11 protein-coding genes are annotated in these 12,934 nt (G+C 41.8%); 3 read left to right on the top strand and 8 right to left on the bottom strand.

Features of this window, described 5'->3' with window-relative positions:
- Nucleotides 1-20: 20 nt before the first annotated feature.
- From ilvD to DCK90_RS14830, 5 genes are all read right to left on the bottom strand, one after another.
- Nucleotides 21-1,697 carry a dihydroxy-acid dehydratase gene (gene ilvD, locus DCK90_RS14850; RefSeq protein WP_108246996.1) on the bottom strand — a complete coding sequence of 559 codons (1,677 nt, stop codon included), beginning with the start codon at nucleotides 1,695-1,697 and terminating at the stop codon, nucleotides 21-23.
- 360 nt (nucleotides 1,698-2,057) lie between these two features.
- Nucleotides 2,058-2,897: a 5-oxoprolinase subunit C family protein gene (locus DCK90_RS14845; RefSeq protein ID WP_108246995.1), complete on the bottom strand. Its 840-nt coding sequence runs from the start codon at nucleotides 2,895-2,897 to the stop codon at nucleotides 2,058-2,060.
- Nucleotides 2,890-3,624 carry a 5-oxoprolinase subunit PxpB gene (gene pxpB / locus DCK90_RS14840; protein ID WP_108246994.1) on the bottom strand — a complete coding sequence of 245 codons (735 nt, stop codon included), beginning with the start codon at nucleotides 3,622-3,624 and terminating at the stop codon, nucleotides 2,890-2,892. Before pxpB ends, DCK90_RS14845 begins: the two co-directional genes overlap by 8 nt.
- Nucleotides 3,621-4,364: a 5-oxoprolinase subunit PxpA gene (pxpA, locus tag DCK90_RS14835; RefSeq protein WP_108246993.1), complete on the bottom strand. Its 744-nt coding sequence runs from the start codon at nucleotides 4,362-4,364 to the stop codon at nucleotides 3,621-3,623. The genes pxpB and pxpA overlap by 4 nt, the downstream gene beginning before the upstream one ends.
- Nucleotides 4,364-5,560: an Nramp family divalent metal transporter gene (locus DCK90_RS14830; RefSeq protein ID WP_108246992.1), complete on the bottom strand. Its 1,197-nt coding sequence runs from the start codon at nucleotides 5,558-5,560 to the stop codon at nucleotides 4,364-4,366. Before DCK90_RS14830 ends, pxpA begins: the two co-directional genes overlap by 1 nt.
- Nucleotides 5,561-5,741: 181 nt before the next feature.
- On the opposite strand from DCK90_RS14830, the gene DCK90_RS14825 reads away from it, so the two are divergent.
- On the top strand, nucleotides 5,742-6,185 hold the full coding sequence (locus tag DCK90_RS14825; protein ID WP_108246991.1) for a hypothetical protein: 444 nt from the start codon (nucleotides 5,742-5,744) through the stop codon (nucleotides 6,183-6,185).
- On the opposite strand, the gene DCK90_RS14820 is transcribed toward DCK90_RS14825, so the two are convergent.
- Nucleotides 6,182-6,592: a hypothetical protein gene (locus DCK90_RS14820; protein ID WP_108246990.1), complete on the bottom strand. Its 411-nt coding sequence runs from the start codon at nucleotides 6,590-6,592 to the stop codon at nucleotides 6,182-6,184. The genes DCK90_RS14825 and DCK90_RS14820 overlap by 4 nt on opposite strands.
- Nucleotides 6,593-6,803: 211 nt before the next feature.
- Between DCK90_RS14820 and DCK90_RS14815 the strand changes: the two genes are divergently transcribed.
- The gene (locus DCK90_RS14815) at nucleotides 6,804-8,231 is read left to right on the top strand and encodes a M20 family peptidase (RefSeq protein ID WP_108246989.1); all 1,428 of its coding nucleotides are present in this window, start codon (nucleotides 6,804-6,806) and stop codon (nucleotides 8,229-8,231) included.
- A gap of 14 nt (nucleotides 8,232-8,245) precedes the next feature.
- The gene (locus DCK90_RS14810; protein WP_108246988.1) at nucleotides 8,246-8,785 is read left to right on the top strand and encodes a DUF4440 domain-containing protein; all 540 of its coding nucleotides are present in this window, start codon (nucleotides 8,246-8,248) and stop codon (nucleotides 8,783-8,785) included.
- 66 nt (nucleotides 8,786-8,851) lie between these two features.
- On the opposite strand, the gene DCK90_RS14805 is transcribed toward DCK90_RS14810, so the two are convergent.
- Together DCK90_RS14805 and DCK90_RS14800 are read right to left on the bottom strand one after the other, a co-directional pair.
- Nucleotides 8,852-10,387: a YifB family Mg chelatase-like AAA ATPase gene (locus DCK90_RS14805; protein WP_108247045.1), complete on the bottom strand. Its 1,536-nt coding sequence runs from the start codon at nucleotides 10,385-10,387 to the stop codon at nucleotides 8,852-8,854.
- A 108-nt stretch (nucleotides 10,388-10,495) separates the two neighbouring features.
- A complete protein-coding gene (locus tag DCK90_RS14800; protein WP_108246987.1) occupies nucleotides 10,496-12,883 on the bottom strand; it encodes a penicillin acylase family protein in 2,388 nt (795 codons plus the stop codon).
- Nucleotides 12,884-12,934: the final 51 nt, after the last annotated feature.

Raw genomic sequence — 12,934 nt, 5'->3', positions numbered from 1 at the left:
GATGCCCCTATTGTAAATTGTTAGAACAAATCGGTAACGCAACCTTTGGCTGCGGAGGATACCGTTTTGGCATATTTATACAAGCTTCCCGATTTTACTTTGAGCTCAGGTTGCTTCCATTCTTTTCTTCGTTGTTCGAACTCTTCATCCGAAATATTAATGTTGATGGTGTTGTTGACGGCATCAATAGTGATTTCATCTCCATCTTTCACCAAAGCGATTCCACCACCCACTTGGGCTTCCGGTGAAACGTGGCCCACCACAAATCCGTGGGAACCACCGGAAAATCTTCCATCTGTGATCAACGCTACATCTTTTCCAAGTCCAGCCCCCATGATAGCGGAAGTCGGCTTCAACATTTCGGGCATTCCCGGGGCGCCTTTTGGGCCTTCATATCGAATGACGACCACATCGCCTTTTTGCACCTTACCAGTATGAATACCTTCGTTTACGGCAACTTCACTATCAAAAACGCGAGCTGTCCCCGTAAATTCAAGACCTTCTTTACCTGTGATTTTTGCCACTGCCCCTTCAGAAGCCAAGTTTCCATATAAAATGCGGATATGGCCTGTTTCTTTTATGGGCTGGTCCTTTTTTCTGATGATATCTTGACCTTCTTGCAAATCTGGGGCGTCCAATAAGTTTTCGGCTAAGGTTTTTCCGGTAACCGTCATGCAATCACCGTGAAGCATACCTTCCTTCAACATATATTTCAATACCGCGGGGACTCCCCCAACTTTATGAAGGTCCTCCATCAAGTATTTTCCACTTGGTTTTAAATCGGCCAATAACGGGGTGGATTCACTGATTCTAGTGATATCATCCAACGTAAAATCAACCTCAGCAGCGTGTGCAATGGCCATAAAGTGCAGTACGGCATTAGTAGAACCACCAAGAACGGTCACCAACCTAAAGGCATTTTCCAAGGCCTTTTTGGTAACGATATCTCTTGGTTTGATGTCTTCTTTCAATAAATGGTACAATGCTGCACCAGACGCTTCGCAATCCGCTTGTTTTTTATCGTTCACCGCCGGAATGGACGAGTTGAACGGCATGGACATGCCCATGGCTTCAATGGCAGACGCCATGGTATTTGCCGTGTACATTCCTCCACAGGCTCCCGCTCCCGGACAAGCTTTATGGATTACTTCTTTATATTCAGTCTCATCGATAGCTCCGGCCACTTTTTGTCCGTAAGCCTCAAAGGCCGATATGATATCCAAGTTTTTGTTGTTGTGGCATCCCGGTGCAATGGTTCCGCCATATACCAAGATGGAAGGACGGTTCAAACGTAATTGGGCCATTAGGGCCCCTGGCATGTTTTTATCGCAACCTACCACGGTGACCAAACCATCATAACTCATAGCATGAATCACAGTTTCAATAGAATCCGCAATGATATCTCGCGATGGCAAAGAGTAACGCATTCCCGGGGTTCCGTTGGAAATTCCATCACTCACCCCAATGGTATTGAAAATAAGCCCTACCAAATTGGATGACTCCACCCCTTTCTTTACATCAAGGGCCAAATCATTTAAGTGCATGTTGCAGGGGTTACCCTCGTAGCCCGTGCTTGCTATTCCAATTAAAGGTTTTTGTAGGTCTTCGTCTGTGAGTCCAATCGCATGCAACATGGCCTGAGCGGCTGGCAGCGTTGGGTCTTGTGTAACTTTCTTACTAAACTTGTTCAATTCCATTATCAAATTTCATTCAAATACAGTATTCTTCTGAATATATACCGTAATTCAAAGATAAATGTTTAAAAAGCCCTAGATTTTTAACAGTTCTTCGCTGTTTAAATCCACTGGAAACATAATACACATAAATTACTGTTATTCAGTTTTTTAGACTGATTAAAATTCCAATATTCAATTAATTTTATTGCAAATAAAAAAGGCCTGTATCGTGTGGGATACAGGCCTTTTTAAGTCAATAGCAAGTCTGTATCACTCCATTTCCGGAATAATAATGACCTCAATAATGACTTGTTTATTTGCTTTCATATTGTAATGGTACGAAAAAAATGCTTCTGATTTAAATCTTGGGCGCTTTTTTCATCAAACCAATTTAAACTTCAACTCATCCCCATACTTCTTCTGTGCAAGCACCGAAATGGATTCCTCGCTCAATTGCAATATGCGAGGATAGCCACCTGTGGTTTGACCATCTTTCATTAAAATGATCATACGGCCTGCAGGGGTCAATTGAATAGTGCCGGGCAACGTACCCGATGTAAGCATAGAATGTGAATGTCCGCTAATCAGTTCGGAAAGCTGATAGGCCATTCGGTTGTTTTCTTTGGAAACGGTATACGGTTTGGCAAAAATCTCTGTAAGCTGGCCATCGGACAACAATGAAAACTCAGGCCCTTTATAGACCTTTAAAATATTATTTTCGAAATGTTCTTCAATTTTTACCTCTGAGATTTTTGGTTCATAGTTTTTGGTCTCGCTGTATGGCACCTCATCACCATCTTTAAGTCGTGCCGATTTTGTCACGGGATAAAACTGTGAGCGACTATCGAGTACCTTTTTGGTCTGAAAACCGCCCTTTATGGCGATATATCCCCTAAAACCCAATTCCAATCGGCCGTAGGACAAAATGTCCCCTTTGCCAATTTTGATGACCGAGTAATTATCTATCGGCTCATTGTTCAAAGTGGCCACAATATGGGCTCCTGACAGACTTATATATGTGTCCGTATCAAATTGAAGTGTTGGTCCGGTCATGGTTATTTCCAGAACCGCATCATTTTCATCATTTTCCAATAGCAGATTGGCTTTTTTTACCGATTCCACATCCATTGCCCCTGCAATCGGCACTCCAATATCTCTGTGACCGTACCTTCCTAAATCCTGAACGGTCGTATAAAGTCCGGGTTTTAAAACTTTAAGCATTCAGAACAACTTTTTCGGGTTCGTAAATACCAACTTCACCTTCAATCTTGTGCAGTTTATACTCGGCCTTGGATATACTTTCAAATTGAATCTTGTCCCCTACTTTCACAAAACAGGGTTCGTCCTTCGCCGGGTTGAACAAATCAACGGGACAATTTCCGATAATGTTCCAACCTCCCGGAGAATCCTGCGGATAAATTCCGGTTTGCTTACTGGCCAGCCCCACGGAACCTTTCTGTACCTTTAACCTTGGCTCCGCCCTACGTGGAATCTCCAAAGTTGATGGAAGTCCACCCAAATACATAAAGCCCGGCAAAAACCCGATGCCATACACCACATATTGATGCGAGGTATGCTGTTGGATAAGTTCTTTCACCGAAATACCCAAGGTTCTGGAAGCTTCTTCGATGTCCATTCCAAATTCAAGATCGTAGCATACCGGCAACGTCCATAAATGCTGAATCCGTTCGGTCTTGGATTTTGCTTGTTGCTCTTGGCACTTCAAAATCATTTCCTTTGTTTCCTCAAAATCGATATGATCTTGGTTATAGACCATCGTCAAGGAATTGTAGGCCACCGACATTTCCCAACCCGGGATTTCCAATTCCTTAAATGCGTCCATAAAATCTAGGATGTCCGCCAAAATGGATTCACTAACCTTTTCTGGCCATTCCACTAAAACAGCTCGTTCTCCGAAGGGTTTGATGCTAATGGGGTAACTTTTCATTTTTGTATCCGCACCTGTTTTTGGGGTAATTGTTTAGAAAGATACGTTAATATTTTTAAGGCGGAAACTGTATCTCCATGAATGCAAAGTGTATCTGCTTGAATTTTGAGTAATCTACCGTCAACAGTCAAAACCTCACTTTTTTTAATAATGGGCAAAATATGTTTTAAAACACCTTCGGGTTCTTCAATCAGTGCATTTTCTTGTTTTCTGGAGACTAGGGACAGGTCTGAATTGTAATTACGGTCCGCGAATGCTTCAAACCAGACTTTAAATCCACGGGCAACCGCCTGCTCGGCAATGACCGACCCAAAAGGCACATACAAAATGGCCCTTTCCTTATAATCATTAATGGCTTCCAGATATATCTTGGCTACATCTTCATCCTTTGCTGTTTTATTGTACAAAGCTCCATGGGCTTTGATATGATGCAAATGGATTCCTTGCTGTTCCAAGACTTCATCAAAATCCGATAATTGTTGCTTTATGCTCTGTATTAAATCCCTGTTTGAAATATCCATCACTTCGCGACCAAAATTAGCTTTATCGGGGTATGATGGATGGGAACCCACCTTAATAGTATGCTGCTTGGCCAATGATGTTATCTTCAGCATGGTTTCCTTATCTCCTGCGTGACCACCACAGGCAATATTGCAGGAACTTATATACGGAAAAATATCGGCTTCATTACCAACACCTTCCCCAACATCACAATTAATATCTATGCTAAACGTATCCATTAGAACAATCCTATCACTTTTAGTATGCTTTTTGCGCCAAGGAATATAGCGAATACCACAATAGCGATTCCTGCTATATTTTGCAAAAGACTGTTCTTGTTTTCACCCATTACCGATTTTTTGTTAACCACCCACAGTAATAATGTAGCCATTACGGGAAGCAAAACACCATTGGCTACTTGTGCAAATTGAATCACTTCGATTGGTTTTATATCAAAAGAAAGAAATACCACACCACACAGCAAAACAATGACCCAGACCATTTTAAACTTTTTGTTCTGCATGCCGCCCTCCCAACCAAAACAACTACTGGCAACATAGGCTGCTGCCAAGGGCGCCGTAATGGCAGATGTGATTCCTGCAGCCAAAAGCCCTATTGCCATAAACAAAAAAGCCATTTTGCCAAATAAGGGCTCGAGCGCTATGGCCATGTCCAGAGCATTGTTTATTTCGGAAATCGGTGCTGCCGATGCGGTAATCAATATCGCCATGGAAACCAATCCACCCAGTCCAATGGAAATTATCGTATCCCAATTCACTGCTTTTAAATCGGTCTGGTTATTCCATTTTTCTTTCACCAAGGATGCATGTAAAAAAAGGTTGTAGGGGACCACTGTGGTTCCCACTAGGGCGATGACCGTAAGCAGTCCTTTTTCAGGCAACTTAGGAACAAACATCCCTTTCAATATGTCAATCATTGATGGTTGTGTTATGATGGCACAAACAACAAAACTAACCCCCATGATACCAACGAGTCCAACGAATATCTTTTCCAAAATCTTATAGCTACTGAACCACAGCAAAAGAAATATGATGCTTCCGATAACAGTCGGTAAAAAGGGTCTTAGTTGCGGCTGTGGCAACAATTGTTCAAGCCCCAAAGTTGCACCTCCAATATTACCGGCTTCGTAGGCTGCATTACCAACCAATATAGCGCCCAAAACAATGGCAATCACAACGTTTCTGATCCATGGGGTCTTAAGTTCGGTCCGTACCACATCCACTAATCCATTTTGGGTCACAAGGCCAATCCTTCCGGCCATCCCTTGCAATATGATCGTGGCTATAATAGAGACTAACAAAGCCCATATCAAAGCATATCCAAATTGGGCTCCGGCGAGCGTGCACATGGTTATGGTGCCCGGACCTACAAAGGCTGCGGCAACAAGAACACCCGGTCCTATTTTCTTAAACATTGGTACGTCGGTTTTGGAGGATTAATTTAAAGGTATAAATGGACAAATCATGCATTTCATCCGAAAAAGTGTATTTCGTCTAAAAGTGGATTGCCGTACGTCGATTTTTTATACTAATTCGAAAATGTTAAAGTTATAATAGTCCCAAATCGTACTAAGACTTAAACCTTGAAAACAACTTATGACATGTAAGGATTGCGGAAAAAGCATAAACCCCCGACAGTATATCGCATCAAAAGAATCTTTAGGTGTTACGCTTTGCGAACGACATACAAAACTTATTAAAAAGGTAATTCTCGATAACGACACTCCTATTGAAGCCATTCACCTTTTTTATGCCCTAAGAGACGCTGGTGTGCATCCCATGCTGGAGTGGTGGGACGGCAAAAAATCCGTAGACATTGCTATCTCCCGAGTTAAACTCAACATTGAGATTGACCAGAATTACAATATGATTACGCACGAACAAGCCATAAATGACCTCGAAGATGCAATGCACTCTTTTAAAAATGGGTTCACCACCATCAGAATTCCCCATTTGGCCATAAAATATTATTTGGATGAAACTGTGGAAAATATTCTTGGAATCATCTCGGGATTAAAGGCTAATATTAAGGCGATTTAATTACAGAACAATAGGCTGTTCTGTTTTTTGGTCTGTTTATATTCCAAAATATTGATGACGACCATGTCCTCTCCAATGTTTTCCAAATCGTTAATGTAGTTTTTGCCCCTATTTTCAAAATACTCGGTATCTCCCTGGTTTAATTTGACCATGTCGATTTTTCCGTTACCGTATCTTGTTATCAATAATCCTCCAGTCGTGCAAACCCATCCATAATTGGTATTGTGCCTCCTAAAGTTCAACCGCTCTCCTGGGAGTAAACGAAGATCCCAAAGCTTGATGCTCTCGTCCTCAAATATCAACCTATTGCTTAACGACTCCTTAATTTGTTGATGTAGCAACTCATCAATCTTCTCCTGCTCCCAAGGGTCAAAATTGCCCACTGGGTTCAACTCCACAAACTGCATGTTCCCTGTTTTTTAATAAAGTTGTGCAAAAATAAATTATAAACCCCTTTAAAACAGAGAGTTAAATAACATTTAACGAATTAGTTGATTATTCCATCGATTATCCTGGCTTATTTGTGAATTTATTCAAAAACAGTGGTTTAAATTATTTTTTTATGATTGACTGTTCTTTGATTTTTATCTAATTTGGAACCAACAACCAAAACCAACCATGAAAAAAGTTCTTCTCACCATTTTAGGCCTAATAGTGGTATTAGCCGCAATTTTGGTCTTCAACACATTGTCTTTAACCTCCAAACAGGTTGAAGCCGAGCCTTTGGAGGCCATGGAATTTCCTAAAAATGCCTTTGTAAATTTATCCAAGGCTGTACAGTACAAGACTATTTCCTTTAATGAAGATGCCATTCCAGATTCTACTGCTTTCAACGGGTTTCATCAGTTTTTAAGTGAAGCCTACCCTCTTTTGCATCAAACTTTAGAATTGGAAAAAATAAACGGATACAGTCTACTGTACAAATGGCAAGGTTCCGACCCGTCGCAAAAACCAATTGTCTTGCTTTCCCATCAAGATGTGGTCCCTGTAGACCAACCCACATTATCAGAATGGGAAGCTGGCCCCTTTGAAGGAAAGATTACGGACAGTCATGTCATTGGAAGGGGAACATTGGATGACAAGAGTTCCTTGATGGCACTGATGGAGTCGGTTGAAACTTTATTAAAAGAATCTTTTACCCCCAAACAGACCATTTATCTTGCGTTCGGTCACGATGAGGAACTTGGGGGAAACAAAGGAGCCAAAGCTATTGCTTCCTATTTGAAAGAAAATGGAATTAGTGCTGCAATGACATTGGATGAAGGCGGCTTTTTGGCCCAAAACATGATTCCTGATTTTGATAAAACCGTTGCGATGGTGAACTTGGCAGAAAAGGGGTATGCATCATTTGATCTAATTGTGAAGACAAGCGGAGGCCATAGTTCTGCTCCTCCTGAAGATAACACACTTGGCATGCTTGCCCAGGCCATTGTAGACTTGGAGAATAATCAACTGCCCTATAAATTGGTAAAACCCTTGGATTATCAATTTGAGTACATGGGTGCGGAAATGCCCTTCTTCAAAAAAATGGCTTTTGCCAACCCTTGGCTTTTTAAAGGACCTGTACTCAAAGCCCTAAATGCTCATACCACAACAGCACCTACCATAGTGGAGGGCGGGGTTAAGGACAATGTTATTCCCACGGTGGGCAAAGCCACCATTAATTTTAGGATATTGCCCGGCGAAACCATTGAATCTGTTAAAGAACATATCAAGAAGACGATTGGAGATGGAATAGATGTTGAACTCAGTGGCTTTGCCACCAACCCATCCCCTGCCTCTGGAATAGATTCAGATGCGTTTAAAAACTTAGAAAAAACCATTAGATCTGTGTTTCCCGAAGCCGTTGTGGTGCCGGGCTTGATAGGTGGCGGTACGGATGCCAGATATTTTTATGATGTTTCTGATGATGTATACAGGTTCTACCCTATTCGAATAGGTCCGGACAGTATGACAAGATTCCATGGAATTGATGAAAAAATTGGCAAAGAGAACTACAAGGAAATGATAGTGTTTTGCTATAATCTAATCAAAAGGTTCGACTAAAATCAAATTTACCTATGAAAAACATTAGAATCGTTATTACGTTGATACTAACACTAAGCGTTGCAATCGCTAATGCGGGTTACCCTAAAAACAATACAAAGGGTAAAATTGAAAATCCAAATGATTCGTTAAGACTAGCAGAACTAAATAATTTTTGGGCCGAGGTTTCGAGAACGGTAAATGAGGGAGACTTTGAAGGCTATAAAGCTACTTACCATGAAGATGCGGTCGTTATATTTACAACTGGGGAAAACAAAACATCTGTATCAATTGCAGATGCATTGCAGCACTGGAAGCAAGGTTTCATGGATACCAAGACAGGAAAAACGCAGAATAGTGTGGAATTCCGTTTTTCACAGCGAATAGGTGACGAAACTACCGCACATGAAACAGGAATTTTTGCTTACCAATCCAATAATGGGGCTGGTAAAGCCAGTCAAAAACAATTCGTACATTTTGATGCCTTGCTCATAAAACGTGATCAAGCTTGGTTGTTGGTAATGGAATATCAAAAATCCAAAGCAACTGAAGAAGAGTGGAACTTATTGGAATAATCTTGAAATCTATACTAAATTGTATATGGGTGTTATTTTAGCACAGAAAAGAAAAATAGCCTTGTATCATCCCAACCAGCCTTCTCTGTCCAGACTCCGGTACTGAATGGCTTCCGATATATGGTTTTCCACTACCCCCTCAACACCCTCTAAATCGGCAATAGTACGAGCCACTTTCAGAATTCTGTCGTATGCCCTAGCAGACAAATTCAGCCGTTGCATCGCTTCTTTTAATAGGTTTTTGGAAGATTCGTTGAGTTTGCAGAACTCCCTGATATGCTTAGTACCCATTTGGGCATTGTAATGAATGCCTTCAATCTTTTTGAATCTTCGGGTCTGTAACTGGCGTGCTGCCTCTACTCGTTCCCTGATAATGGCACTGCTCTCCCCTTTTCGTTCATCAGATAATTTATCAAAAGGCACAGGGGTTACTTCAATATGAATATCGATTCTATCCAATAAAGGTCCAGAAATTTTTCCTAGATAGCGTTGCATTTCCGCAGGCGAAGATGTCACTGGGGCATCAGGGTCGTTAAAATATCCGCCCGGACTTGGGTTCATGCTGGCCACCAACATAAAGCTACTTGGATAAGTAACTGTAAACTGTGCACGGGCAATGGTGACTTCCCTATCCTCCATGGGTTGACGCATCACTTCCAAAACTCGCCTTTCGAACTCTGGCAGTTCATCCAAAAACAACACTCCATTATGGGATAATGAAATCTCTCCCGGTTGGGGGTAGCTTCCCCCTCCTACCAAGGCAGCGCTGCTAATAGTGTGGTGCGGGTTTCTAAAAGGTCGCTGACTCATCAAACCCTTGTTCTTTACCTTGCCCACCACACTATGGATTTTAGTGGTTTCCAGCGCTTCATGAAGCGTCATTGGTGGCAAAATGGATGGTAAACGTTTGGCCAACATGGTCTTTCCGGCCCCGGGCGGGCCAATCAGAATAATGTTGTGTCCGCCCGCCGCGGCAATTTCCATGCAGCGTTTTATACTCTCTTGACCTTTTACGTCCGAAAAATCAAATTCGGGTAAATGTAAATGGTCATAAAATTCCTGTCTTGTATCTATTTCTGTTTGCTGAAGCGGTTTGTCCTCGTCAAAAAAACCGATAACCTCTTTTATGTTCTCAACCCCATATACTTTCAGTCCATTTACCACCGCTGCTTCATTCGCGTTTTCTTTGGGCAGTATAAACCCCTCAAAACCTTCCTCTTTTGCTTTGATGGCAATGGGCAGAGCACCTTTTATTGGCTGTAAGCTCCCATCCAAGGAGAGTTCTCCCATAATCAAATATTTATGGATGTTTTGAGAACGGATTTGGTCCGAGGCGGCCAAAATACCAATCGCCAAAGTAAGGTCGTAGGCAGACCCTTCCTTTCGTAGGTCGGCAGGCGCCATATTGATGGTGATTTTTTTTCCGGGAATACGGTACCCGTTATTCTGAAGAGCCGCAGCTATCCTAAAATTGCTTTCTTTAATAGCGTTATCCGGTAATCCAACCAAATGATAACCAATGCCTTTATCTATATTTACCTCTACAACAATTGTTGTTGCTTCGATTCCAAAAACGGCACTTCCGTAAACTTTTATAAGCATATAACCTTTCTTAATTGAAAAAAGACTGAAAAAATAGCCAATCTCCAATCAAAAAAATCAATGGTTTGACGGATACCCTAATTTGAATTGACGAATGCCCCTTTTGAATTAACGAAAGATCAAAACAGATGCAGCAGTTTCTTCAATTTCCTGCTTGTTCATCATCATTTTACGGAACTCTCCGTTGACATACATCTGTGCTTGATCATCGTAATGTTTGCTCAGGGGGTTACCGGATTGCCCGGTCGGCAAAATACTGATACTGTTCTCAATATCAGAGAAATCTATGATTCTACGGGTCGAAGGTCCTGAATTCACCTTATAGAAACCGGTGCTGTCGTAAGGAAAAGCAAGGTTGTTTATTACCTCACGTGTACCTTCTACAGGGAATGGTCCCACATTGAAGTATTTTCTCAAGGATGCCACTTGGCCAAAGGGGTGCCCATGTTCCAAAGTATGTACCTTGTCCCAAGTCCACTGGCTAGTATCCTCTCCAAAGTCTTTAATCAATGATTCCCATGTCTGAGCGAACGACATCAACACGATATCCTGCCTTGTTTCCACTACATCTGGAGTGTTGACGTTGTCCCACCATTTTCCGGATTTCATGCTGGAGCCCCAAGCTATCTGTCTCTTAAATAGATGCGTGGACAAGAATTGTTTGAACATTTCTGGGCCCAATTCGTCTTCCATGGTGTTCTTCACCATAAAATATAGCGTCCTGTGGTATATCACCGGGCTAATGGATTTGAGCTTATATTCCCCGTTCCAATTTTTCATAGAGTCCAAAAGCACCAATTGCTCATTGTTCAAGCTTGAAACATCGAACAATTTAATCAACTCGGTTACCACCTCCGTGTTCACTGGAGAGGTAACATCCAATATCATCTCAGAAATGGATTCCCTGTCCCAATCATCTTTGGCTTCCAATAACTGCACAATCCGCTTGGCACGGTTTTCAGGCAAATAATAACCGGGATAGAGCATTCCTGCAATGGAGTCGGGCTGGTTGTTGGCAGAATACACATAGTTCCATGGTGGATTCTCGGCCATGGGATTTTCCGAAAAGTCCAAATAGCGCAATGGCTCCTCTTTGCCTGATGTGCCATCCAAAATAAACTTGGTGGACAAACTGTCCGGCATCTCGTAAAGCTTGGCGGTTGCCCACCATGCTACATTTCCTTGGGCATCACCATACATTACATTGAGTCCTGGCGCATGGATATTGGGCAAAGCGCTTTTAAACTCTTCCATGTTGGTGGCATGACTCAACCCATACAAGGCATGTATCACCATATTCTTGGGTTTGGTATATATCCAAGACATGGCAACTGGTTTTTCCTCCGAAATTTGGTCAGCAATATTGTTTAAGACAGGTCCGTGGTGTGTTTTCTTGTAAGTAAACGATACATTCTCACCATCTTTTACTTTAATGGTTTTATTTACAAATTCATAGTCCTTCCATCCTTCTGCTGTTTTGTATTTGGTACTATCGGATGGATGGGTTTCTTCATAATAAAAATCGATGTCATCGTTCTCGAACATGGTAAGGCCATAGGCCAAGTTTCTATCGTGACCTAACAATGGAAACGGAACTCCTGCCAAATGATATCCATATTTTTCGTAGGTGGGAGTACTCACATGGGCCTCATACCATACCGAAGGTTGTGCAAACCCAATATGAGGGTCATTGGCCAAAATTACCTTTCCATTTTTGGTTTTTTGCGGAGCAACGACCCAACTGTTGCTTCCTTCGAATTGCGGAATGGGCAGCTTGCTTAAGGTACTATTCACACTTGCGGTAATATTTGTCCCAAGAGTATCGGCAACTTCTCCTTTAAAATTTTTAATCCATACAGTAGAGGTATCCGAACTTATGGCCAAATCCTTCATGTACTCGTCACCCAATTTGTTGCGCATGCTTGTCAACAAAGGGTCTGTTTTGTGGGCCATGGCAAAACTGAAAGCCATATATCCCACCGCATTGTACACATCTTCAATACTAAAGAGCTCCTTATTTATACCGGTCAAATAAAACTCAATAGGGGTTGGTCCTTGTTTTATGAACTCATTGATACCATCCAAATAGGCCTGTGCAAGCACAATGGCCTCACTGTTCTTGTCCAGACTGGCAACGGTTTCCTTTGTGTGATTGGCAATGCCCAGTGATAGAAAAAACTTGTCCGTTCCAATCATATCCTTTCCAAAAACCTCAGAAAGTCTTCCCTTGGCCACCCTTCGGAGCAACTCCATCTGCCATAATCTATCCTGAGCATGAACATACCCCAGTGCCTTCAGCGCATCAGTTTCGTTTTCGGCATATATATGCGGTATCCCATAGGGGTCAAAATAAGTGGTTACCTCATTGGAAATACCGGGCAGTTTTTTTTCACCGCTATAATCCGGCTTTAAGGAATTTAAGAATATAGCAATACCAATAATTACAAGTAGAAGGAATCCTGCAATTGCAAGAAGAATCTTTTTGTACTTTTTCACGAAGATGGGTTAAGTCAATTAGTACCCTAAGGTATAATTAATTTCTTAGAT

It is taken from the genome of Muricauda brasiliensis, from assembly GCF_003057865.1.
Classification (GTDB): domain Bacteria; phylum Bacteroidota; class Bacteroidia; order Flavobacteriales; family Flavobacteriaceae; genus Flagellimonas; species Flagellimonas chongwuensis.
Note: the sequence above shows the minus strand (reverse complement) of the source record. Positions and strands in the feature narration are given on the sequence as shown.

Bases quoted from the DNA above. Each gene is read 5' to 3' on its own strand.
- ilvD (WP_108246996.1), bottom strand. From the start codon at position 1,697: ATGGAATTGAACAAGTTTAGTAAGAAAGTTACACAAGACCCAACGCTG.
- DCK90_RS14845 (WP_108246995.1), bottom strand. From the start codon at position 2,897: ATGCTTAAAGTTTTAAAACCCGGACTTTATACGACCGTTCAGGATTTA.
- pxpB (WP_108246994.1), bottom strand. From the start codon at position 3,624: ATGAAAAGTTACCCCATTAGCATCAAACCCTTCGGAGAACGAGCTGTT.
- pxpA (WP_108246993.1), bottom strand. From the start codon at position 4,364: ATGGATACGTTTAGCATAGATATTAATTGTGATGTTGGGGAAGGTGTT.
- DCK90_RS14830 (WP_108246992.1), bottom strand. From the start codon at position 5,560: ATGTTTAAGAAAATAGGACCGGGTGTTCTTGTTGCCGCAGCCTTTGTA.
- DCK90_RS14825 (WP_108246991.1), top strand. From the start codon at position 5,742: ATGACATGTAAGGATTGCGGAAAAAGCATAAACCCCCGACAGTATATC.
- DCK90_RS14820 (WP_108246990.1), bottom strand. From the start codon at position 6,592: ATGCAGTTTGTGGAGTTGAACCCAGTGGGCAATTTTGACCCTTGGGAG.
- DCK90_RS14815 (WP_108246989.1), top strand. From the start codon at position 6,804: ATGAAAAAAGTTCTTCTCACCATTTTAGGCCTAATAGTGGTATTAGCC.
- DCK90_RS14810 (WP_108246988.1), top strand. From the start codon at position 8,246: ATGAAAAACATTAGAATCGTTATTACGTTGATACTAACACTAAGCGTT.
- DCK90_RS14805 (WP_108247045.1), bottom strand. From the start codon at position 10,387: ATGCTTATAAAAGTTTACGGAAGTGCCGTTTTTGGAATCGAAGCAACA.